The 23,298-nt window shown below is 39.8% G+C and carries 24 protein-coding genes; 6 read left to right on the forward strand and 18 right to left on the reverse strand.

Features of this window, described 5'->3' with window-relative positions; all coding sequences use genetic code 11:
- Positions 1-214: 214 nt before the first annotated feature.
- From frr to bshA, 3 genes are all read right to left on the reverse strand, one after another.
- On the reverse strand, positions 215-778 hold the full coding sequence (gene frr, locus LC454_RS18565) for a ribosome recycling factor (RefSeq protein ID WP_223583934.1): 564 nt from the start codon (positions 776-778) through the stop codon (positions 215-217).
- 28 nt (positions 779-806) lie between these two features.
- A complete protein-coding gene (pyrH, locus tag LC454_RS18570) occupies positions 807-1,511 on the reverse strand; it encodes a UMP kinase (RefSeq protein WP_075991132.1) in 705 nt (234 codons plus the stop codon).
- Between the two features lie 74 nt (positions 1,512-1,585).
- Positions 1,586-2,728: an N-acetyl-alpha-D-glucosaminyl L-malate synthase BshA gene (gene bshA, locus LC454_RS18575; protein WP_223583935.1), complete on the reverse strand. Its 1,143-nt coding sequence runs from the start codon at positions 2,726-2,728 to the stop codon at positions 1,586-1,588.
- A gap of 208 nt (positions 2,729-2,936) precedes the next feature.
- Here bshA and LC454_RS18580 point away from each other — a divergent pair, with 208 nt between their 5' ends.
- From LC454_RS18580 to LC454_RS18600, 5 genes are all read left to right on the forward strand, one after another.
- A complete protein-coding gene (locus tag LC454_RS18580) occupies positions 2,937-3,656 on the forward strand; it encodes a DUF1003 domain-containing protein (RefSeq protein WP_223583936.1) in 720 nt (239 codons plus the stop codon).
- Positions 3,653-4,057, forward strand: coding sequence for an alternative ribosome rescue aminoacyl-tRNA hydrolase ArfB (gene arfB, locus LC454_RS18585; protein WP_223583937.1), 405 nt, complete (start codon positions 3,653-3,655; stop codon positions 4,055-4,057). Before LC454_RS18580 ends, arfB begins: the two co-directional genes overlap by 4 nt.
- A 149-nt stretch (positions 4,058-4,206) precedes the next feature.
- Entirely contained in the window at positions 4,207-4,575 is a 369-nt protein-coding gene (locus tag LC454_RS18590; protein WP_223583938.1) for a BlaI/MecI/CopY family transcriptional regulator, read from the forward strand.
- Between the two features lie 29 nt (positions 4,576-4,604).
- Positions 4,605-6,644 (forward strand): energy transducer TonB, encoded by a 2,040-nt coding sequence (locus LC454_RS18595; protein WP_223583939.1) that lies wholly within the window; start codon positions 4,605-4,607, stop codon positions 6,642-6,644.
- Between the two features lie 12 nt (positions 6,645-6,656).
- Complete coding sequence (locus tag LC454_RS18600) at positions 6,657-7,550, forward strand: hypothetical protein (protein WP_223583940.1); 894 nt, start codon at positions 6,657-6,659, stop codon at positions 7,548-7,550.
- Between the two features lie 36 nt (positions 7,551-7,586).
- On the opposite strand, the gene LC454_RS18605 is transcribed toward LC454_RS18600, so the two are convergent.
- The 12 genes from LC454_RS18605 to LC454_RS18660 form a co-directional block, all read right to left on the reverse strand.
- Positions 7,587-7,877: a chaperone modulator CbpM gene (locus LC454_RS18605; protein ID WP_223583941.1), complete on the reverse strand. Its 291-nt coding sequence runs from the start codon at positions 7,875-7,877 to the stop codon at positions 7,587-7,589.
- A gap of 4 nt (positions 7,878-7,881) precedes the next feature.
- Positions 7,882-8,817, reverse strand: a complete 936-nt coding sequence (locus LC454_RS18610) for a DnaJ C-terminal domain-containing protein (protein ID WP_223583942.1) — start codon at positions 8,815-8,817, stop codon at positions 7,882-7,884.
- Between the two features lie 125 nt (positions 8,818-8,942).
- Positions 8,943-10,517 (reverse strand): M28 family peptidase, encoded by a 1,575-nt coding sequence (locus LC454_RS18615; RefSeq protein WP_223583943.1) that lies wholly within the window; start codon positions 10,515-10,517, stop codon positions 8,943-8,945.
- Between the two features lie 272 nt (positions 10,518-10,789).
- Positions 10,790-11,236, reverse strand: a complete 447-nt coding sequence (gene rpiB / locus LC454_RS18620; RefSeq protein ID WP_223583944.1) for a ribose 5-phosphate isomerase B — start codon at positions 11,234-11,236, stop codon at positions 10,790-10,792.
- A 13-nt stretch (positions 11,237-11,249) separates the two neighbouring features.
- A complete protein-coding gene (tatC, locus tag LC454_RS18625) occupies positions 11,250-12,110 on the reverse strand; it encodes a twin-arginine translocase subunit TatC (protein ID WP_223583945.1) in 861 nt (286 codons plus the stop codon).
- Positions 12,111-12,186: 76 nt separating this feature from the next.
- Positions 12,187-13,542, reverse strand: a complete 1,356-nt coding sequence (gene accC, locus LC454_RS18630; RefSeq protein WP_223583946.1) for an acetyl-CoA carboxylase biotin carboxylase subunit — start codon at positions 13,540-13,542, stop codon at positions 12,187-12,189.
- A 71-nt stretch (positions 13,543-13,613) separates the two neighbouring features.
- On the reverse strand, positions 13,614-14,093 hold the full coding sequence (gene accB / locus LC454_RS18635) for an acetyl-CoA carboxylase biotin carboxyl carrier protein (RefSeq protein ID WP_223583947.1): 480 nt from the start codon (positions 14,091-14,093) through the stop codon (positions 13,614-13,616).
- 75 nt (positions 14,094-14,168) lie between these two features.
- On the reverse strand, positions 14,169-15,158 hold the full coding sequence (locus LC454_RS18640; RefSeq protein WP_223583948.1) for a beta-ketoacyl-ACP synthase III: 990 nt from the start codon (positions 15,156-15,158) through the stop codon (positions 14,169-14,171).
- 6 nt (positions 15,159-15,164) lie between these two features.
- Positions 15,165-16,103 carry a phosphate acyltransferase PlsX gene (plsX, locus tag LC454_RS18645; protein ID WP_077437805.1) on the reverse strand — a complete coding sequence of 313 codons (939 nt, stop codon included), beginning with the start codon at positions 16,101-16,103 and terminating at the stop codon, positions 15,165-15,167.
- Between the two features lie 106 nt (positions 16,104-16,209).
- Positions 16,210-16,401 (reverse strand): 50S ribosomal protein L32, encoded by a 192-nt coding sequence (gene rpmF, locus LC454_RS18650; RefSeq protein ID WP_077437804.1) that lies wholly within the window; start codon positions 16,399-16,401, stop codon positions 16,210-16,212.
- Between the two features lie 14 nt (positions 16,402-16,415).
- The gene (locus LC454_RS18655) at positions 16,416-16,952 is read right to left on the reverse strand and encodes a YceD family protein (protein ID WP_223583949.1); all 537 of its coding nucleotides are present in this window, start codon (positions 16,950-16,952) and stop codon (positions 16,416-16,418) included.
- 102 nt (positions 16,953-17,054) lie between these two features.
- Complete coding sequence (locus tag LC454_RS18660; RefSeq protein WP_223583950.1) at positions 17,055-17,705, reverse strand: epoxyqueuosine reductase QueH; 651 nt, start codon at positions 17,703-17,705, stop codon at positions 17,055-17,057.
- 177 nt (positions 17,706-17,882) lie between these two features.
- Between LC454_RS18660 and LC454_RS18665 the strand changes: the two genes are divergently transcribed.
- Positions 17,883-19,025 carry a hypothetical protein gene (locus tag LC454_RS18665; protein ID WP_223583951.1) on the forward strand — a complete coding sequence of 381 codons (1,143 nt, stop codon included), beginning with the start codon at positions 17,883-17,885 and terminating at the stop codon, positions 19,023-19,025.
- 13 nt (positions 19,026-19,038) lie between these two features.
- Here the strand turns inward: LC454_RS18665 and LC454_RS18670 are convergent, their stop codons facing one another.
- The 3 genes from LC454_RS18670 to LC454_RS18680 form a co-directional block, all read right to left on the reverse strand.
- Complete coding sequence (locus tag LC454_RS18670; protein ID WP_317196271.1) at positions 19,039-19,890, reverse strand: transglutaminase-like domain-containing protein; 852 nt, start codon at positions 19,888-19,890, stop codon at positions 19,039-19,041.
- Between the two features lie 96 nt (positions 19,891-19,986).
- Entirely contained in the window at positions 19,987-20,646 is a 660-nt protein-coding gene (locus tag LC454_RS18675; RefSeq protein ID WP_120261602.1) for an ABC transporter ATP-binding protein, read from the reverse strand.
- A 91-nt stretch (positions 20,647-20,737) separates the two neighbouring features.
- Entirely contained in the window at positions 20,738-23,131 is a 2,394-nt protein-coding gene (locus tag LC454_RS18680) for an ABC transporter permease (protein ID WP_223583952.1), read from the reverse strand.
- Between the last annotated feature and the right edge of the window lie 167 nt (positions 23,132-23,298).

Here is a 23,298-nt window from a genome sequence, read left to right on the forward strand (position 1 = left end):
TTGTTCAAAAATCAATAAAACATACCGGAATATTTTTGTGAAAGGATAATATTGAACTACCAGAAAATAGGAAAGAGCTTGCGTAAAAGTGAAAATAAACCCGCTGAAAATTGCATATTTGCCACGTGGAGGGGGGAAGGATACAAACAGCAATAAAAAAACGAGGATATCCAAGCTTTGAACATCCTCGTTTTGTGTGTTTAAGAATAAGAACTTAAACAGTCATGATATCTTTTTCTTTCAGTTCAGACAGATTATCAACTTTTACAATGTATGCATCAGTCAATTTTTGGACTTCCCCTTCAGCGGTTTTGATTTCGTCTTCTGAGGCACCATCATTTTTTAATTTTTTGATGGACTCATTGGTATCTTTGCGGATGTTACGGATACCTATACGGCCTCTTTCGGTCTCTTCTTTTACTTTTTTCACCAAGTCACGTCTTCTTTCTTCTGTCAAAGGCGGGATATTCAAACGGATCACAATACCATCATTCTGTGGGTTGACACCAAGATTAGCATCCGTAATTGCTTTTTCAATTGCGTTGATGAGCGATTTTTCCCAAGGTTGGATGACAATAGTCCGAGCATCAGTTGTATTGATGTTAGCTACTTGTGAAAGCGGAGTAGCACTACCATAATAATCGACTGAAATACCATCTAACATAGATGGAGAAGCTTTACCGGCGCGAATTTTTGTTAATTCTGACTCCGTGTGAGCAACTGCTTTGGACATCTTGTCTTTACAATCGTCCAATTCAATTGAAATTAGTTCGTTCATATAAGATTACGTTTTTTACAGATATTAATTATTTTACCACAGTTCCGACATGTTCACCATTGGCAAGTTTCAATAAATTGCCGGGTTTGTTCATGTCAAATACAATGATGGGTAATTTGTTTTCTTGACAAAGGGTAAAGGCAGTCATATCCATTACATTTAATCCTTTTTCATATACCTCCGTGAATGAGATTTCTTCGAATTTTGTTGCACTAGGATCTTTCTCCGGATCAGCAGTATAGATACCATCTACACGTGTTCCTTTTAGTACAGCATCGGCATTGATTTCAATCGCGCGCAAAGAAGCTGCTGTATCCGTCGTGAAATATGGGTTTCCGGTACCAGCTCCGAAAATAACAATACGACCTTTTTCCAAGTGGCGTACAGCTCTTCTGCGAATAAATGGTTCACAGATCTGTTCCATCTTGATAGCCGTTAGCAAACGTGTCTTTTTCCCTACTTTTTCAAGAGCATCTTGTAGTGCCATACTGTTGATTACAGTGGCAAGCATTCCCATATAGTCTGCTTGAACACGGTCCATCCCTGATTTTTCAGCACTCAAACCGCGGTAAATGTTACCACCACCGATAACAATTGCTATTTCTAAACCTTGATCGTGAATTTCTTTGATATCATTAGCGTATTGTGATACACGGTTAATATCGATACCATAGCTTTGGTCACCCATTAAGGATTCACCGCTAAGTTTTAATAAGATACGTTTGTATTTCATAATTGTTTTTTTGGAAATTTTCCAAAGGTCAAAGATAAAATTTTTTTTTCAACCCTTAAGGTCAAAAATGATATTTATTGCGCTTTTGTTGTTTGATCAATCACTTCGCGGTAATATTGTTCGTATAAAGGCATGATATTGGACAATTGGAATTTTTTTGCATGATTTAATGCTGCTTCTTTAAATTTCTCCAACCTGTCAGCATCTTCCAAAATATAGATTGCATTCTTGGCCATATCGTCCACATCGCCCACATTGCTCAGAAATCCCGTTACACCGTTTTCATTCAGTTCGGGCAATCCGCCTGTATTGGATGAAACAACCGGAACCTGGCAAGCCATTGCCTCTAAGGCCGCCAAACCAAAGCTCTCGGAGCTCGAAGGCATCAAGAAAAGGTCGGAAACGGACAAGATTTCTTCAACAGCATCCTGTTTACCCAAAAAACGAACATCCATACATACATCCAATTCTCTGGACAGTTCCTCCGCATTGCGTCGTTCAGGACCATCACCAACCATTAATAGTTTGGAAGGGATGACATCATGTACTTTCTTAAATATACGGATGACATCTTCCGTATTTTTTACTTTTCTAAAATTGGAGGTATGGACCAAGATCCGTTCATTGCCCGGAGCAATCGCTTTTTTGAAATGGGAGCGGTCCCTGTTGCTGAATCGATCGAGATCGATGAAGTTGGTAATCACTTTAATATCTCTGGAGATATCAAAATACCGGAGTGTTTCATCTTTTAGATTTTGTGAAACTGCGGTTACACCGTCTGACTGATTGATCGAGAAGGTGACGACAGGACTAAAGCTTTTATCTTTTCCAACCAGTGTAATATCTGTACCATGAAGTGTGGTCACTACAGGGATATTAATACCATAGGTCGTCAGTAATATTTGTTTTGCCATGAATGCAGCCGAAGCATGGGGAATGGCATAATGCACATGGATCAGATCCAGCTTCTCAAAACGTACGACATCAACCAGTTTACTGGCCAGCGCTGATTCGTAAGGTAAAAAGTCAAAAAGTGGATATTGAGATACTGCAACTTCGTGGTAATATAGGTTTTCCGAAAAGAAATCTAGGCGTGCAGGTTGTCGGTAGGTTATAAAATGGATCTCATGTCCATTGGCTGCTAAAGCCTTTCCTAATTCCGTTGCCACAACACCACTGCCACCAAACGTGGGATAACAAACAATGCCTATTTTCATCTTTATGAATTGATTTTTAAAGCAGATGAAGCAACCAGATTTAATCAGCCTTTATTGGATGGAATAAATCAAGATGGTTTCATCTCTAATTTTTGTGTTGCAAATTTCGACTATTTATGCCTAAAATAACAAAAACCAATTGCCATAGTTTTGTGAATTTTTTGATTACTTAAAAAGCATTATCTTTAAGTAGACATTTAAGCGGTATATGGACAATTTTACCAGTGATATCTCAGGGCAGCAATTCCCTTTGGAACAACGTATTTTGGGCGCCTCTATTCGACAACCCATTTTTAAATTAATACGGAAGGAATATCCAAATTTTGGGAAAGATAAATATATTTCCGCGACAGAGCTGACACGGTTTAAGGAAGCTTATATTACTGAATTTTTAAAAGACGAGTCGGGTCAACTCAGCCAGCTGGATCAACAAGTTATACAGAGCTTTAAGGACAACAAGGTCATTAGCGCTAACATGGATAACGATGGAGTAACAGCAGCCTCGGTAGGTGAACGTGTCGCAGACAAAGTAGCTGAATTTGGAGGAAGTTGGACGTTCATTATTTCTTTCGTTGTATTTTTGCTGATCTGGATCGCGGTCAACATGTATTGGTTAAATAATAAAGGTTTTGACCCTTATCCATTTATTTTGCTCAATCTTATTTTGTCCTGTGTGGCTGCACTGCAGGCCCCGGTGATTATGATGAGCCAAAATAGACAAGAGGCCAAGGATCGCGAGCGGGCGCGGAATGATTATATGGTTAATCTGAAGGCCGAGCTTGAAATCAGGGAACTGCATGAGAAAATTGATCACCTTATTATTAGAAAAGAGCAGGAACTCGTTGACGTGCAGCGTGACCAAGTAGAAAAATTGGGCTTCCTGTTGCAGAAAATGGAAAAAATAGAAGAAGCGTTTAAAAATAAATGAATATAACAGGATTAATAGGGGAGCTGACCTTTAAATTTTCAAGATCGGGAGGAGCAGGGGGACAACACGTCAATAAGGTATCCTCCAAAGTTACCCTACAATGGAATGTGGAGCAGTCTGCAATTTTTTCGGCAGAAGAAAAGGCTGTGGTGGCTGAGAAGCTTTCGAATCGTATTAATAAAGAGGGAATATTGCAATTGGAATCGGATACGGACCGCTCACAGGTACGAAACAAAGAAATAGCCATTGATCGTTTTCTTAACCTATTGAAAGATGCGCTAGTGCCCACCAAACCAAGAAAGAAAACCAAAATGCCTTATTCCAGTGTGCTGAAAAGATTAGATCGGAAGAAACAACAATCCCAATTGAAAGCTTCACGTAGACGAAGTTTTGAGGATTAATTTGTTATAAAAAAGTATTTGGTTAAATTTTATTTATCTGATATTCAATATATTAATTATATAACTAAAGAAATAGTTGTAAAACTATTTCTTTAGTTATATAATTGTATTGTAATCGATTACAACAGTACTGTTAATATTAAGGAGTTATGGAAGATTTTAAAGAATTGACTAAAGCAGAAGAACAGATCATGCAGGAGCTTTGGGAAATGGGACGTGGTTTTGTCAAAGATATCATTGACCGACTGCCTGAACCGAAGCCTGCTTATAATACAGTTTCAACGATAGTGCGTATTCTCGAAACCAAGGGTTTTGTGTCGCATGAATCTTTTGGTAAAAGCCATCAGTATTTACCGAAGATTTCAAAAGAGGAGTATAAAAAAGGAATCACTGGTAAGTTGTTGAATAATTATTTTGATAATTCTCCCAAAAGTATGCTTTCTTATTTTCTGGAAGAGAATAAATTGGATGTTAAAGAATTAAACGATATTCTTTCGATCATCCAACGGAATAAATAACAACAACCACCTCTTATAAACTTTTGATTATGATTTACTTATTGATTGTCAATGTTTCATTGATTATCAGCTTTGCGCTCTATAGGCTGATTTTTCGAAAACTTACCTTCTTTCAATGGAATCGCGTCTATTTGATCGGGATGATATTTTTCTCGCTCTTGGCACCAATCGGGATTTTTATTGAATTACCGAAAGCCGAGTTAATAGCGTATTCCATACCTATGGTGGATTTGAATGGATATATGGATATCGCCATCAGCAGCCCCAAGGAGCAGCCCATTTATTTGATAGACATCCTGGCCTATATGTATTGGCTAGGAGTTGCAATAGCTTGTATATTTCTGCTGTTTCGGGTGATACAGTTGGTTCGCGCATTACGTCATGAACATGATTATCTAAGTTTTTCATTTTTCAATAAAATCATCATTGGGGAGTCCATTAAAGACAGTAGTAGTATCGAGTCACATGAGCGTGTTCATGTCGGTCAGGGGCACTCTTATGATTTGCTTTTGATGGAGCTGTTGAAAATTTTCAACTGGTTTAATCCGATTTTATATTTCTTTCAAAAGGAGTTAAAGTTCCAGCATGAATGTATTGCCGACGAAATCTGTTCGACAGACAAGGTGGCCTATGCCGAAATGCTGGTCGCTCATGCCCTAAAGGTAGATCATCTGCCACTGGCGCACGAGTTTTCTAATCATTCGTTTTTAAAGAAAAGAATTATGATGTTATTTAAGAATAAGTCAGCGCGGAAAAAGCGTTTGTTATATGCCGCAGTATTACCGATGCTACTGGTTGTAGCAGGGTCTACACTGGTATTCAATACCACGCGTGCAAAGGATATCGTCTCCGATGTAGAAAGTTCGATCAATCAGGTGGAGGTCACAGGAGTAAAAGATCTGGCCACAGACAGTGAAAGGCTAATTGTGGGGAATCAAGTGTCTGAATCGAAAGGGACCGCTTCAACTATACCTGCGCAACTTGAATTCGGGGGCAAGGCTACATTAGGCAGTAGCAGTGGTGATTTGATCCAATTTGATAGAATAAACTTTGGTACTGACACAATCTATTCAAAGCCAGAAGTTATTCCCGAACCAGTTGGTGGAATGCGTAAATTTATGACTTGGGTTTCCAACAACTATGATTATCCGAAAGCCGCATTGGAAAATGCAGTGAATGGTATTATTGAAATTTCATTTGTCGTGGAGCGGGATGGAAGCTTAACGGATCTCAAAATCAAAAAAGAGTTGGGCTACGGTACCGGCGAAGCTGCATTGAAGTTAATGAGAAGTGCAGAGAAATGGAGTTCCGGAGTGCAAAATGGTAGAAAAGTTCGTGTTGCTTATACATTACCTATCCGTTTAAACTTGAGTCAGGGAGAAGATAAGCCAAACAAATCTGGTAAGGTATGGGCTGAACCAAAACTTGGTTATGAAGGGTTGAGAACTTGGTTTGCCAAAAATTTTAAAATGCCAAGAGCAATATCCAATAAAGATGCTGATCCAGTGATTGAGAGTTTTTTCATCATTAATTCCGACGGCAGCATAAAGTCTCTAATAGTTGGTTCTGATCTCGGTCAAGAATTTCGTGACCGGGCAAGTAAATTGCTGTCACAGACTAAGTGGGAACCCGGTTTAGAGAATGGTCGCCCCGTGGAATCAAAGGCAGCTTTTTATTTCAAATTTAAGTCAGACGGCGGCTATGTAAAAAATTATACCCGGGTGGATGTGACTTCTGCACCTGTGGGGGGAATGCTGGCCCTGCGAGATTATGTCATAAAGAATTATAATCCAAATTCGACAGGTGAAGACGGGAACGTCGTTGTGCAGTTTGTCGTCCAAAAAAATGGACAACTGAATAATTTTAAAGTAATTAGTACTCCTAGTACGAAGGCGGGTGATGAGCTTGTTCGATTGTTGCAATTTGGAACAAAGTGGAAACCTGGTATTCTTGACGGTAGTCCAATTAAAAATCAATATGAACTGACGTTAAGGGTAATGAAGAGGAATGCAGATCTTTATAATGTTTATCGTTGGGAGGGTGTAAAGGTGCAAAAGATTAAATCATAGGAGATCGATCGGATGTTTAGAAAGAAGAGAACGTTACTTGTGTTGATTGTCCTGTCTCTGTGTTTTGTGCTATTGTCCTGCAAATCTTATCAGGTCGTACCTAATGGTTATACAGTGGAAGGGGATGAATATTTCATCAATATTGATAAGGAACTCGCTGTTTTTCTAGGAGATGATATTTTAAATGAAGAAAACTGGAATACTAATACCGGACCGATCAATGTAAGCAAGGTCAAGGCTGAATACACAAAAGTACTCAAGCATCTAAATTACCTGGATACAGCTTATAAGGCCTTATTTACTGGAAGCCTGAAAGGGAGGTATAACTATGATATGCTTGCTGTGATGAACAATTATCCGAATGTTAAAGGTCAGAAAAGTCATTTACTAGACTTGACCACTTTCCAACGAGAGGAAAACAAGGAGGGACGTTATTTCTACAGCATAGGTGAATTTAAAGGGAAGAAGTTATTGCACTTTGTCATTCCGTTCAATGATCGGCTTTGGCAGGAAAAGATGGTCAGTATGATCTTTTTACTTCCGGTTGATTTCAATGATATAGCCTGGGCGAAGGATATTGTGCAATCCAATGTCGCAATGTACCGGGACCGCTATGTTTTTACGCCGAGTCGGACTGAGATACAATGCCCTGATGATGGAAGTCGTTCACATCTGGACTATAAGATTCCTGAAGAGAAGATTAATAAAACCGGATATATGCTGATGAAAGCATACGGAAAGGTTAAAGGGAAGCGCACATTGGTAGTCTATCGGCTAATGAAACCAAATGATTTTTTTGGATCCTTCGTCGTTTGTAAAGGAGACTATGAAATTCTTTATACAACGCTGCAAGATAAAATCGTCTGGCAGACCAAAATCAATACAGAGAAGGATGTGGTATTCTAATTATTCTATTTTATGAAGAAGTATTAAAGCCTTGGACTAATAATCCAGGGCTTTTAATTTATTTTTTAGCTGTAGAATTTCATGCTGAAGTTGCTCGACCTTATCCAATAGGTGATGGGCGACTTGAATTCCCTGTGGATTTACTTCCAGGTCATAATATAGATTTGAGAAACGCTCAAGTTTCTTGAGTTCATCTTCGTCGATGTATTGTTCTTCCTGCTGGATGACAATATGTATGAGTCCATATTCCTCCATGGTCTGTAGAAAAGTTGTTTCAACCTTTCTGGACTGGCAGAAGTCTATCACCTTTATGAGTGTCGTTTCCATAATATTATTGCTTTAAATCCTTCAATTGTTGAAACAGCGCTTTTTCCTCGTCAGAAAGATTGCTGGGCATTTTGATATTTAGGCTAACGTAGAGATCTCCAAATTCACCTTCTTTCCGATAAATAGGAAAACCTTTGCCCTTGAGCCGCATTTTTGCTCCATTTTGACTTTCAGGTTTTATCTTTAATTTGATCTTACCCCCAAAGGTATCAAGGGTAGCCTCTCCGCCTAGAATCGCTGTATAGAGATCTACATCCAGTGAAGTATACAAATCATTTCCTTGACGCTTGAAATTTGCATCTGGCGTAATATTGATTGTAATGTATAAATCTCCTTTTGGACCTCCATTGATCCCCTCACTACCGTATCCTTTTAATTTGATTTTCTGTCCATCCTCTACACCCGCATGGATTGTAATACGAATGCTTTTACCATTGATATTAAAGGTTTGTTGATGGGTTGTATAGGCCTGTTGGAGGCTTAAACTCAATTCGGCATTAAAGTCCTGCCCGCGAAAAGTACTTTGTCTACCACCGCCACGTCGGCTTCCAAACATCTGTTCGAAAAAATCCGAGAATTGGCCATCATCGAAATTTCCGGTATATTCCTGAGAACCGCCACTACCAGCAAATGGATTTCCTCCGGCACCAAAGGGATTGCCACCACCAGATTGGGATTGCCGGTATTGTTGCTGCGCTTTTTCATACTCCTCTCCATGCTGCCAATGTTCGCCATATTGGTCGTATTTTTTGCGTTTCTCGGGATCGGACAATACCTCATTTGCTTCATTAATCTCCTGGAATCGCTGTTTAGCCTCATTATCATTCGGGTTTACATCAGGATGGTATTTACGCGCTAATTTTCGATATGCTTTTTTGATATCATCGGCCGAAGCTGTTTTATCAATGCCAAGCACTTTATAGTAATCTACAAAAGCCATATGTATTTTGCTGTCTTGTAATAAATATAACAAATTTTTAAGCGCTTTGTTCTGCTTGTCAACCAAAAAAAAGAAGTCCCAGAGTTTGACATCTGGGACTTCTTTTTTGCGATAAAGCTGATCTGTTATTCTTTATTACTATCAATAATTAATCGTCCATCTCTATTGGCAATCTGCCAGGCCGTGAAAAAGACCAACTTCTCCCGTTTGACCATTAATGGGAAATCAATTCTGTCATAGGTGTCCGCCGGTGTATGATAGTCCGGATGGAGGCCCGAAAAATAGAAGATGGATGGTATGCCTTTCTTTGCAAAGTTATAATGGTCTGACCGGTAATACAGACGCATTGGATCCTTTGGATTATCATACATATAATCTATTTCCAGTTTGGTGTTTTTTTCATTTTCATCTTTATTGATCTGATAAAGTTCAGAACTCAGTTTGTCTGAACCGATCGCATGGATATAGTCATGATTCCCTTTTAGATGCTTATCATCTACACGGCCAATCATATCGATGTTGATACAGGCAACAGTATTTGCCAGTGGGAAAACTGGGTTTTCGGTATAGAATTTAGAACCTAGTAAGCCTTTTTCTTCAGCCGCATAGGTTATAAAAAGGATACTGCGTCTTGGGCCATTACCAGCGGCTTTTGCACGGGAAAAACTGCGGGCAAGTTCCAGCACGGCGGTTGTTCCGGAGGCGTTGTCATCAGCACCAAAGAAGATATTTCCTTTGGAATCTTTGCCATCGTGATCGTAATGTCCACCAATGACAACAATTTCATCTTTTTTGTCAGTTCCCTCCAGGTATCCCAGGATATTTGGGTCAGCTAAAGGTTTTGCATTTGTACCGAAGTCGGCCTTAAGATTGGTGTTAATCACAAAAGAATTAGCTTGTCCAGAACGGTTGATTTTGCCGACAACAGCGGCCAGATTTGTACGTGCAAGATTAAAGATATAATTCGCCGCATGATCCGTTATGTTGACGACTGGGATCATGGGTGACTTTTCGGGTGCAGGCTGATCTATAGCCAGGTTATAACGACCTTCTGTCGCGCGGTCTCCTGCCTCTTCAAGCAATTGGGATAGCTGGCTGTTGACAGCCAACACCAACTTTGGTTTCTTCTTGAGAATTTCCTTAATTTTCTTATTCCTGCTTGTCGACCAGTCAGATGGAGTCTTTTTCCCGGTGATCCATGAATTTCCCTTATCATCCGTAGGTTCACTTTCGTTCAATAACAGGACAACTTTATTGGTCAGGTCTAAGCCCGTGATATCGGAATACTTTGGATCATCAATTCCATAGCCAATGAATATTATTTCATTGCTTTCAAAGAGTTTCTCCTCGTTGTTTCCAATGACAAAAATATCCTTCCCATTTTGGAAAGGTCGGTCATTGATCGTAAATTGCTTGACCTTAAAACTATTATGAATAAGCTGTAGGGGCTGGAAATATGATCCATTGACGGGTGCTGAAAGTCCGTATTTTTTGAACTCATTTGCGATATAGTCCGCTGCCAACTGACCACCTTTCTGTCCTGTTCCTCTTCCTTCAAAGTCCACCGAAGCAAGCGTTCGTAGATGTTTTTGTGTCGATTCTACAGTGATTTCATTCGCATATTTGGTGCTGACATCCTGTGCCTGAGCACAACTCACCACAGAAAACGCTACCCAAATCAGGTTATGTATTTTCTTCATTTCGTATTTAGTATGTAGTATTGCGTATCGAGATCCTAATGCTGTAAGCTTGGTCGCTGCACTAAACGCAATACTTTGTTATCGTTTAAAATATTATGTATATCAGATAATCACAGGATAACAATTAACAACAGCCTATTATTATGTTCATAAAAATATGAAGTGATAACAATGCTAGCCTTGACCACCTTAGATCAGTACACAATATAACTAAAAAAGCGGATGAAAAGTATATATTACCCTTCATCCGCTTCTTAAAATATGTTAATTTATTAACAGCTGCAAGCTATTTTATTGACACGATTGGCATGACGTCCACCTTCAAATTCGGTTGTCATAAAAGTTGATACGATCTTTTTAGCGAGATCAAGATCGATAAAACGGGCTGGGACGCATACCACATTGGCATCATTATGTTGACGTGCCAATGCCGAAATTTCTTCCAACCAACAGATTGCGGCACGGATATTTTGATGTTTATTGGCTGTGATCGCAACACCGTTGGCACTGCCACAGATCAATACACCGGCATCAGCATCTTTGTTCTCTACCGCCGATGCGACCGGATGTGCGAAATCTGGGTAATCGACTGAATCTGGGGAGTTTGTTCCAAAGTCGGTTACTTCATAACCCAATTCATTTAAAAAGCTAACCAATGCTGTTTTGTATTCAAAACCTGCATGGTCACTTCCAATCGCAATTTTCTTTACGCTGCTCATTTCTATTGTTATTTTATTTTTCTTGTGCTAATTTTTTTCTTTTGACATCCGCGGAGACCATGATACTTATTTCATACAATAAGAACATCGGCGCAGCAACGGTCAACATGGTGATAATATCTGCAGAAGGTGTAATTACGGCTGCAATAAGCAAAATAATTACTGTTGCATAACGACGGCTGGCACGCATAAATTCAGGTGTCATAATACCTATTTTAGACAGAATAAATACCATGATCGGCAGCAGGAATACAATCCCACAGCCTAATGTCAATGTCGCAATAGTAGATAGGTAGTTGTCTATCGTAATCTGGTTGACGATTTCATCACTTAAGGATACATTCGCTAGAAAGTTGATGGATAATGGTACAACAATATAGTATCCGAAAAGGGCGCCTAAAACAAATAATACTGTAGCGTAAAATACAAACCCACGGGCAGAGCGTCTTTCTACATCTGTCAATGCCGGTTTTACAAACAACCAAATTTCGAATAGAAGATAAGGGAAACCCATCATTAAAGCCATTAACAAGCAGGAGTTGATCTGGAGCATAAATTGCCCCGCCAATTCCGTATTGATAATATTAAAAGGTATCTTCTTGACACAGAAATCAGCTAAATTGAATACCTCAGCGGCTTTACACATCATACGATAGGTCCAAAAATCCAGATTTTTTGGGCCCATGATAATATCTTTAAAGACAAAATCGTAGAATGTGAACGCGATACCTGCAAAGATACAGATTGCAATAGCTGAACGAACCAAATGCCATCTTAAGACCTCAAGATGGTCAAAGAAAGACATCTCGGCTTCTATATTCTTCCCCTTATTTTTGATAGCTTGTATTAGATCTTTCGAATTTGGTGTACTCATAAAAATTGTTTGGAAACAAAAATACCATTCTTATTGTAAAGAATGGTATTTTTTATGTATGTAAAGATAATTTTATTTAATCTTCTACAGGATATTCAGTTAGGTCAAATGTTTCCATGAACTTTGTTGTGAAATTGCCTGCCCTAAAGTTAGGGTCACGCATTAATCTCAGGTGCAAAGGAATGGTAGTTTTGATACCTTCAATTACAAATTCGCTCAATGCACGCTCCATGGTAGAGATCGCTTCTTCACGTGTTTGTGCTACAGTGATCAACTTAGCGATCATAGAGTCATAGTTTGGTGGAATGGTATAGCCTGAATATACATGTGTATCTACGCGCACACCATGACCTCCCGGAGAGTGAAAGTTAGTGATTTTTCCCGGTGAAGGGCGGAAATTGTTGAACGGATCTTCTGCGTTGATACGACATTCGATCGCGTGCATTTCCGGTTCATAATTTTTTCCGGAGATCGGAATACCAGCAGCAACCTTGATCTGTTCTTTGATCAGATCGAAGTTGATCACTTCTTCTGTTACAGGGTGCTCTACCTGAATACGTGTATTCATCTCCATAAAATAGAAGTTGCGGTGTTTGTCAACCAAAAACTCGATTGTACCAGCACCTTCATAGTTTACAGCTTTTGCACCTTTCACAGCAGCTTCACCCATTTCAGCTCTTAATTCAGGCGTCATAAATGGAGAAGGAGATTCTTCGATCAATTTTTGGTGACGACGTTGGATCGAGCAGTCACGTTCTGACAAGTGACATACTGTACCAAACTGATCACCTACAATCTGGAATTCAATGTGACGGGGTTCCTCAACATATTTTTCAAGGTAGATACCATCATTACCAAATGCTGCAGCAGATTCAACACGAGCAGAATCCCAAGCTGGTTCAAACTCTTCGTCTTTCCAGATGATGCGCATACCACGACCGCCACCACCGGCAGTAGCTTTGATAATAACAGGGTAACCTATTTCATTAGCTAATACGATACCTTCTTTTACGTTTGAGATCAAACCATCTGATCCCGGTACAGTAGGTACACCAGCCTTTTTCATGGTATCCTTTGCACGGGACTTATCGCCCATTTTTTCGATCTGCTCAGCGGTAGCACCAATAAATTTGATGCCATACTCTGCACAAATTGCCGAAAAACGTGCGTTCTCAGACAAGAATCCATATCCTGGGTGAATAGCATCTGCATTTGTCAATTCAGCCGCAGAAATAATATTCGGAATGTTTAAGTAAGAATCTTTACTCGGCGGAGGGCCAATACAAACCGCTTCATCAGCAAATCTTACGTGTAAGCTGTCTCGATCTGCGGTTGAATACACTGCAACACTTTTGATACCCATCTCACGGCAGGTACGGATGATGCGCAGGGCAATTTCTCCTCTATTTGCAATTAATATTTTTTTAAACATTGTCTTGAATTATGAAGTTTACAAAAATGTAGCCCTTTGGAGGCTACATAGTATTCATTTACGGTTGTAAATTACTTAGGCTCAACTAAGAATAATGGTTGGTCATACTCAACAGGTTGAGCATCCTCTACCAAAATCTTAACGATTTTACCAGAAACTTCAGATTCGATTTCGTTGAACAATTTCATCGCTTCAACAATACACAATACATTACCTGTATTGATATCATCACCAATATTAACGAAAGATGGTTTACCAGGCCCCGCTGAACGATAGAATGTACCGATCATTGGTGATTTGATTGTAATCAAGTTTGCGTCAGCGTTAGCAGCCGGTGCAGCAGGGTTAGCTACCGGAGCTGGAGCTGCTGCTTGAGCAACAGGAGCAGCGGCAACTGGTGCTATAGCTGGAACAGAGGCTGTTACGTACGTAGGCTCTTGATTTGTCTTTATTGTAATTTTAAAATCTTGCTCTTCAATCGAGACTTCATTCACACCTGATTTTGAAACGAATTTAATCAAGTCCTGAATTTGTTTGATATCCATACCCATAGTATTCTAGGTTTTGTTTGTTTCTTAAAAAATTCTAACTGTCAAAAGTAATAAATTATACCATAAAATGGACAATTAATACGCCCATTTTAAATAGATGGATCCCCAAGTGAAGCCTCCACCGAAAGCGGCAAGAATCAGGTTATCTCCTTTTTTCAATTGGGATTCCCATTCCCACAAGCATAGAGGGATTGTTCCACTGGTTGTATTTCCATATTTTTGGATGTTCACCATCACTTTTTCTTCCGGAAGACCTACACGTTCTGCTGTTGCATCGATGATACGTTTGTTGGCCTGATGTGGTACCAGCCAAGCAATGTCTTCTGAGGTCAAATTGTTTTTCACCATGACATCATGGGCAACATCAGCCATATTTGTCACTGCAAATTTGAATACTGTACGGCCTTCTTGGTAGGCATAATGTAATCCTGCGTCAACAGTAGCATGTGAAGCAGGGTTTAATGAACCACCACCTTTAATATTGAGGAATTGGCCACCAGAACCGTCTGTTTTCAAAATCGCATCCTGTATACCCAATCCTTCTTCATTTGGCTCCAATAACACACAACCACAACCATCTCCAAAAAGGATGCAGGTATTGCGGTCTTGATAATTGATTACCGATGACATTTTATCCGCACCGATGACAAGCACTTTTTTGTGTGTACCCGCTTTGATAAACTGTGTTCCGGTATTCAGTCCGAACAAGAAGCCCGAACAAGCAGCCTGTAGATCGAAGCCCCATGCATTTGTCGCACCGATTTTATCGGCCAAAATATTTGCTGTAGCGGGAAACAACATATCAGGTGTACTGGTACAAAAGATAATTAAATCGATATCTGTCGCCTCTATTCCTCTCTTTTTCAATAAACCCTGAACGGCAGGTACAGCAAGATCTGATGTAGCAAGCCCTTCACCCTTTAAGATGCGTCTTTCTTTGATTCCTGTTCGTGATACAATCCACTCGTCGTTGGTATCGACCATTGTTTCCAACTCTTTGTTGGTGAGGATGTAATCCGGAACGTAACCATTTACAGCCGTAATCGCGGCATGAATCTTTGACATAAATACTTAATTGAAAATAGATCTGATGCTGTCAATGAATTTAGACTCGATCATATCTCTTGAAAATAAAACCATATTTTTAATGGCCTCAGGTGTTGAAATACCATGACCAATAATGACAGGAGCGTTAACTCCTAAGATTGGACTACCGCCGTACTGCTCGTAGTTGAATCGGTCGAAGAAATCATCTTTAAAACCTTTTTTCAGGGTCACTACATAAAATGATTCTGCAAGTTTCAAGACCACATTGCCCGTAAATCCATCGCAGACGTATACGTCGGCATGGTCACTGAACAGGTCGCGGCCTTCAGCATTTCCGATAAAATTAATCTTGTCGTTGGCTTTAAGTAGGGGGTAGGTAGAGGTTGTCAGGATGTTTCCTTTTTCTTCTTCTTCTCCGATGTTCAATAATCCCACTTTAGGGTTGGATACATTGAATACATGCTCGGCAAAGAGGCTGCCCAACATTGCAAATTGGTTCAGCATCTCTGGTTTACAGTCTGCGTTTGCACCGACATCCAGTAAGATTCCGAATCCTGATTTCAATTTTGGAACAATTGATGCTATGGCTGGGCGTAATACGCCTGGGATAGCTTTCACGCTGAACATCGATCCCACGAGCATTGCTCCGGTGTTACCGGCGGATGCGAATGAGTCGATTTCCTTGTTTTTTAAATATTCAAATCCCTTCGCAATACTTGAGTTGGGTTTTTGAGTTATTGCTTTGGTTGGATGTTCACCCATCGCAATGACTTCTGGAGCTTCCACATATTCAAAGTCAGATGAATTTCCTCCGGCTTGATCGATTAATTGTTTAGTCTCTTCAGTTTTACCAAAAAGGACTATCTTTTGGTCTCCAGTAAGCTGTTTTTGTGCTTCAATCGCACCTGTTATCGTTGCTTTAGGAGCATAATCTCCTCCTAAAATATCTAAACCAATCTTCATCCGTTATTATTTAGTAAATCAATAATACGCAAAAAACATCCCAAAATAAAGCAAATTTCTAAAATATTGCTTGTTTGGGATGTTTTGGTGTTATGAAAGGTTTACCTTAGACAACAGCTGTATTTTCAATGATCAATTTACCGTTGTAGTACAAGTTTCCGTCTACTTTGTAAGCACGGTGAGGTAAATGAACTGCGCCAGTTTCTTTACATACTGTCAAGCTAGGAGCTTCAGCTTTATAATGTGTTCTTCTTTTGTCTCTTCTTGATTTAGAAGTTTTACGTTTTGGATGTGCCATCTCGTATTTTTGTTTTAGTTATTTTTAATATTTCTCAATGCTTCCCAACGTGGGTCGATAATTTCTTCTTCTTTTTGCTCCTCTGTATCCGGCTCGCTTGTAAATAAAGCTAACATCTCAGGATCGCATTGTATGCCTTCTCCCTGCTCTTCACATTTCACGATATAAGGAACAGCCAAATTGATGTATTCATACAATAATTCAGCTATATCCAACTCATGGTCGCTTTTTGATAAGATCAATACCTCTTCGGTATTGTCTGTCCAATCTTCATCTGTGAATTTGACCAATATCCGTTCTTGAATTGAAATTGGTGACATAAACTCTTTTAAGCAGGTATCACAAGTCAATTGAATCTCGCCTTGGATATCAAAATGCAAAATCAATAGGTTCTCCTGTTTTTGCAACTCAACTTCTGCTTTCAGATTGCCATCTTTTACAATCGAATGTTCGTAGCAGTCAAAGAACTTTTTATTAACGTCAAATTCAAAATTGTGCTTTCCAGCGTTGAGTCCCGAAAAGGGAATTCTGTATTGTTTTAGATGTTTCACAATCTTGCATTTGAGCCTGCAAAGGTATGTATAAAATCATTAGGATCGAAATATTTTTTTAAATATTCCAGTCGAATGCTTTATCTATACACAGAGCACGACTTATTCATAATAATTTTTACCTAACTCTATCTTTTCGCGTCCATTTGCCATGCGCCATTTATTGGTATCACGTAGCGAATAAGCACAGCCGCAATATTCCTGCATGTAGAATTTCTCTTTTTTGGAGACTTCTAACATCCTTGCCGAACCGCCTTTCTTGCGCCAGTTGAACGTCCAGTACTCTATACCTTCATGGCGGGAAGCTGCACGTAGCCCACAGTCGTTGATCTGCTCCATGTTTTTCCAACGGGAAATACCCAATGAACTAGAGATCACATCAAAGCCATTAGCTGCCGCATATTCCGCTGTTTTCTCAAAGCGCATATCAAAACACATGGTACAGCGGATTCCTCGCTCAGGCTCCTGTTCCATGCCTTTAGCCAGATCAAACCAATGGTCTACATCATAGTCTGCATCAATAAAAGGGATATTATGCTTCTCCGCAAATCGAATATTCTCGTCTTTGCGCAGATCATACTCTTTGCGTGGATGGATATTGGGATTGTAGAAATAAATCGTAAAATCGATATCCGAAGCAATTAATGCTTCCATGACCTCTCCGGCACAAGGTGCACAGCAGGAATGTAAAAGCAATTTCTTGCCCTCTCCTGGTAATGCCAACTTCTCCCGTACAAATTCCTTCTTTTCCATAATCGTATGTGATATCAAAAACAAAGGCAATTTTAATCAAAAAGTAGCGAAATGGCAAATATTTCCGTTTTAGAAATCATGATATCTGTCTAAAAGAATGAGATAAATTCATTGATATTCTGCATATATTAGTAGATTTGTATGTTTGACGCAATAAGCTATTTATAATAAAAAAATATGAAATTTTCATTTCAAACCTGTGTTATTGTATTATTTGCCAGTTTAATAGGTGTTGCTTCCTGTAAAAAACTGGATGATGAACCAGAAAATGGTCTGCCGACACTTATTTCAAGATTGTATATTTCTTTCTCTGACTATCGAACAAATAATTCGATCAAGAATCTATTTATTGTTGATCCTTCCGATACCAATACGCTGGACAATACCTTTCAATATCTTTCCCCAGCGAGAGGTGGTGGACCAGTGCTTTTTGATCCCAATGCAACATCAATTTTTCAAGCCGGTGAAGGGGGCGTTGCTCAGGATACCTTTATTCAACGGATTACTTTGGACGACGTTTATGGGAAACCCGGTGATGCAAGTGCACTTGGATTTACAGGCTTTAGGAATGTAAGAGGGTTAGCTTATTATACCTATGCCCAACAAAATGGTACTGGGGGATCGGCAGTGACCAACTTTCTACTTGCGGCGACAGGTGGGAATATGTTATATGCGATAAGCCGTCCGGAGGGAAAAGGCGGAGCAGGTGGTTCTAAGATTATCGACAAGCAGATCAGCTTAGGGGATATTGAACCAGTCTCATTGACGTTATTACAGGGAAATCCAGCTGATAAAAATGAAAAATGGGTACTCATTGGATTTAATGATGAAGCCAAGAATAGGATTGGTTTTGCTGTCTATAAAGGACTTAGACAGGAATTGATAGACCGAGCGCGCGATACGATCATCAATAAAGATAGATTTGAGCCCGCATTGACCGTCTATGTGGAGGGGAAAACAGACTTACGAGCAGTGTCTTATGCACCGAATAGAAAACTATTTGCGGTCACAGCAGGCAAGGAGGTATTGTTCTTTAGAAATCCTGATGTGTTGTTTAGCGAATCCGGGAATAAACCGATTGTTCCTGACTATGTGATTGCTGGTTCAAAGACCGGATTTGACAGACCACAGGGAATTGCGATCGACGACCGTGTAAAAAATGGTAAGTTCTTTTATGTCTCCGATTATAATTCGAAAAAAATCTTGCGTTTTAATTTGACGGATCAGGGAGGAGATATCGCGCCCGAGCTAACAAAAGCATATGGAACACTGACGCCAAATTATATCTTTTTGGACGCCCGAGAGGAAACCAACTTCTAAGCGATCGACTTTCTCAAGCAAGCAATTCGAACAGTTCTCTGATTTCCTGTTGCTTGCCTGAACTTTCATGTGCTTCATAAGCAGACAGGAGATTCCGCAAAGCGCGCTTCATGATAGTCACATTGTCGCAGGGAAATGTAAATTCCCGATCTGGACCTAGGTTTAACTGCTTCAGGAACGAATTAACATCACTTTTTTGCATGATCTGCCCCCGGTTAAATGCATTGATGTAAAACAAAACATGTTCATTTCCTTCTTCATCCGAATCCATATAAGCCAAGATAAAATGTTTGGGTAAGTTGATTCCATAGATCGGGATATCCAGCTTTTGCGCAATAATGCTATAGATACAGGATAAGGTCAACGGATTCCCCTGCTTCGTGTCCAGAACCTGACCGATATAGGAGTTTTGCGGATGGTGATAATCCTTTGTATTGCCTGATAGTCCAAAAGAACCAAATAGCACATGGTTCAGCAGGTTCACCTTCTCCAATGGACTCATATCGTATTGTAGTCCACGCCAGACCTCTGTTTTTAGATCTTCGATCTTCAACACGATTTTATGGTCTTCGTAGGAAGGATACTGATAGTTATTGAGAATGATAAGTCCTTCCAGCAGATTGAAGGAATTGCTCAGATTCCAGATCTGTAGCTCATTTTTGGTCTGGTCGAATTGAATTTCATGAATAATGTTTTCCAGCCGTCCCTGGACTCTTGGGTCAAAGCTCGACTCCCAGAATTTTTCCAAATAAGGAACAATTTCAGGACCTTGGCTTTTTAACTGATGCTCCACTTCCTGAATAATCTGTTGATCGGTATCGTCCAACAGGAATATTAACGATTTCAGCTCTCTCTCATTCATCATAACGAAGTTAAAAAAATGAATTGAGAAATGATACAAAAAAATCCCTACAGTATTCATGTACCAGGTAGGGATTATTCAGGTTAAATTGGTATACAATTATTTGAGCTGGCCATCCAGCATATTGACAATTCTTTTGCCATACTCCGCATTTTTTTCGGAGTGGGTAACTTGTATGATCGTGACACCGTCATCATTCAATTGTTTGAACAGTTCCATGATCTCTTCGCCTTGTTTGGAATTGAGGTTACCCGTAGGTTCATCTGCCAATAAGAGTTTCGGAGATCCCGCCAATGCGCGAGCGATACCAACGATCTGTTGTTGCCCTCCGGACAACTGAGCCGGAAATAGATCTTTCTTTCCCACAATACCAAAACGGTCAAGCATATCAGCGACAATGGCTTTACGCTCTTTGCTGGAAATGTCTTTATAGATCAGTGGTGTTTCTATATTTTCATATACCGTCAATTCATCCAGTAAATGGTAAGCCTGAAATACATATCCAATATGAGATTGGTAGAGTTGCGAACGTTTTTTTGCTTTCATCTCCAATACATTTTCATCCATAAAGATATATTCTCCTTCATCCGGTTCGTCCAGCATACCTATAATATTCAAAAGGGTGGATTTACCTGAGCCCGAAGGACCCATAATGGATATGAAATCACCTTCTGCTATATCTAAACTGACATCTTTGAGCACAAATGAACGTGTACCACCTACGTTATACCACTTGAATAAATGTTTTAATTGTATCATTTTCTAGTATTGAGATTTTAGTATTGAGATTTTGGTTGTACAAGCCTGTGCTTACCTGGTATCTCTTTTTTATTTGTCTTTTAATTTTTACTTATTCATCCCGCAGGCTATCTACCGGATTTGTTCTTGCAACTTTCAACGATTGGAAGCTAATGGAAATCAATATTAAGATAAATATGCAAAATATCGGGATCAAAAACGACCACCATTGTATATTGACATGGTATGCAAAATTGGAAAGCCATTTGTCCATGAGCAAATAAGCTAAAGGAAGGGCTATGCCGATACCGATCAGAAATAGCCTGAAAAACGGTTTATTTAATTGGACAAAGAGCAGCTGTGCCGAGGCACCAAGTACTTTCCGGATACTCATTTCTTTTTTGCGTAATGCGGCCTGATAAGCGGCCATACTGAATAGTCCCAACGCGGCGATAATAACCGAAAGGCTGGCGAAACTATTGAAGGCGATCCGTAGTTCCTGTTGTTTCTTGTGCTGTAAAGCATATTGCTGATCCATAAAAGAATAGTCTAAAGGGAGATCTTTTGCAGATGTATTTTTTGTCCATTCTTTCCTGACAGCATCAATTGCCTGATCGACCATTCCAGATCTTGTTTTCACCATAAGCGTCGTCTGAATACGCATGCTCCCACACTCGTTTTTAAATGAATAGAGGGTAGGTTGAACGGCATTTTCAAAGCCATAGGCCTTGCTGTCTTTGACAAGGCCGACGATTTCGAAATTTGCGTCACAGCCACTGATTTTCGCGCCAATGGGATTTGAAAGTCCCAAACTTTTAGCAGCTGATTCATTGATGACCGCATAGTTGGAAAGGGAGTCATGGAGCAACTGATCCATTGACAGATTGATATTCCCCTGTAGATTAGGGATATTTAATGTTTTGAAATAGCCCGGATCGATACCGACATGAGCAAAGGAAATATTCTTTTGTGCATAGGAGAACTCCATTTTGGGAGGTTGTTCCCCTTCTCCCGGGATATTTGTTGCGGAAGCCACCGCCTCAATGCTTGGATCATTTTCTAATCGCCGTTTCAATTGATCGTAAGTGTTTTTGTTATAATACATGCCCACTCCTTTGAAATTGACCACTTGCGCTGGCTCAAACCCTTTATCTGTATGCTGCATGTATTGAAGCTGGGCCCTAATGACCAGCATACCTGAAATAAACAGAATCGCCATGCTGATCTGAAAGGTTAGTAAAGCATTTCGGAATGTTCCTTTTTTAAGTATTGAGGATAATCCTCCTTTGAGAAGATTGACGGATTTGAAACCTGAAAGAACTATGGCAGGGTATATTGCCGAAAGGATTGTTGTTAATAGTACAGCGACACAGAGCTGGATAATAGTTTCAGAACTTAAAATATAACTTCTCAGATCATCATTGAACCATCTTTGTAATATGTTCCCGGTAAGTGCCAAGGTAATGAAACTCAATACTGCAGCACTGCTGGTCAGTATAAACACTTCCAATAACAATTGCCTTACGATAGCCCAACGCGAACTTCCCAATATCTTTTTGAGGGCAAGCTCTTTAAGACGTTGATCGGCTTGCGCCATAATCATATTGGCAAAATTGGCGGAGGCGAGCAGGAGGATCAACAGGGAAAGAATACCGATAATCCATGTCATGATATAGGGGGTGTTACTTCCGGTTTTTGGTCGCAGATGCAGGTTGGCCAATGGATCTAAGTAAATCTTGCCTTTGGCATAAGCAGAAGAACGTATTTTATCTTTTGGGGCGATTTCCTTGTGATAAATTGTGTTGATCTGATCGGTTAACTTAGCGATATCTGTACCCGGTCTGACCTGAATAAAAGTCTGGTATAAAAAAGGATTATTGTCAGCAAAGAGATCCTGTGGTTCACGGATAAAAAGAAGGTCGTAATCAATCATCGAGAGATCTTGCTTTTTGATGGTACCGTAAATCATCTCACGCATTCCCAGATCAAGGCTCATAGACGGAATGGAATGGGGGCTGTCAAATGTTAAATCCTCCTTTTTGAAAAGCTGTTGGGCAATAGGACTTTTGACCATGGTCGCATCCTTTTGATCTTTGTTTTTGTAGAGCGGTCCGTTGGCATTTTCTACCTGAAAGATCCGCGCGGCCGAAGAATCAATTAATGCTGCATTTTTGATAAGCACTGTCTTCTCCCCAAAGAGTGGGTAGCTACCATAGTTGTAGACTATTTTTCTACCAGCATATACAATATTCGGTAAATTCTGTTTTAGCAACGGAGCCAGGGAAGGCGAGGTTTCATCCGTAAAAGCACCTTCGGTTTCCAGACCAACCTGATAGATTTCCTTATAGTTTGGATTCCATTTATCAAAGCTTGTTTCCCGATTGATGTATTGATAGGAAAGGATAAAACCGGCAAAACCAAGTGTCAGTCCGATAATGTTCAAGAACGTGAAACCCTTATTTTTTAAGAGCTTACGCCAAGCCAGTTTGAAATCATTTTGTGCCATGCTATAAAAAATACAATCCCCTTGCCAGTGTTTTAATGCTTTTATTATGAGTTTGTTAGGTGGTTTTGCTACGTTTTTGATGTTCGATTTCGGACAGTTTTCGTTCGCAATCGAACATTCAAACCATTATTTCAGGGACTTGTGCGTAGTACAAGCTACTTGAATGA

Source organism: Sphingobacterium sp. GVS05A (genome assembly GCF_019969845.1).
Lineage (GTDB): Bacteria > Bacteroidota > Bacteroidia > Sphingobacteriales > Sphingobacteriaceae > Sphingobacterium.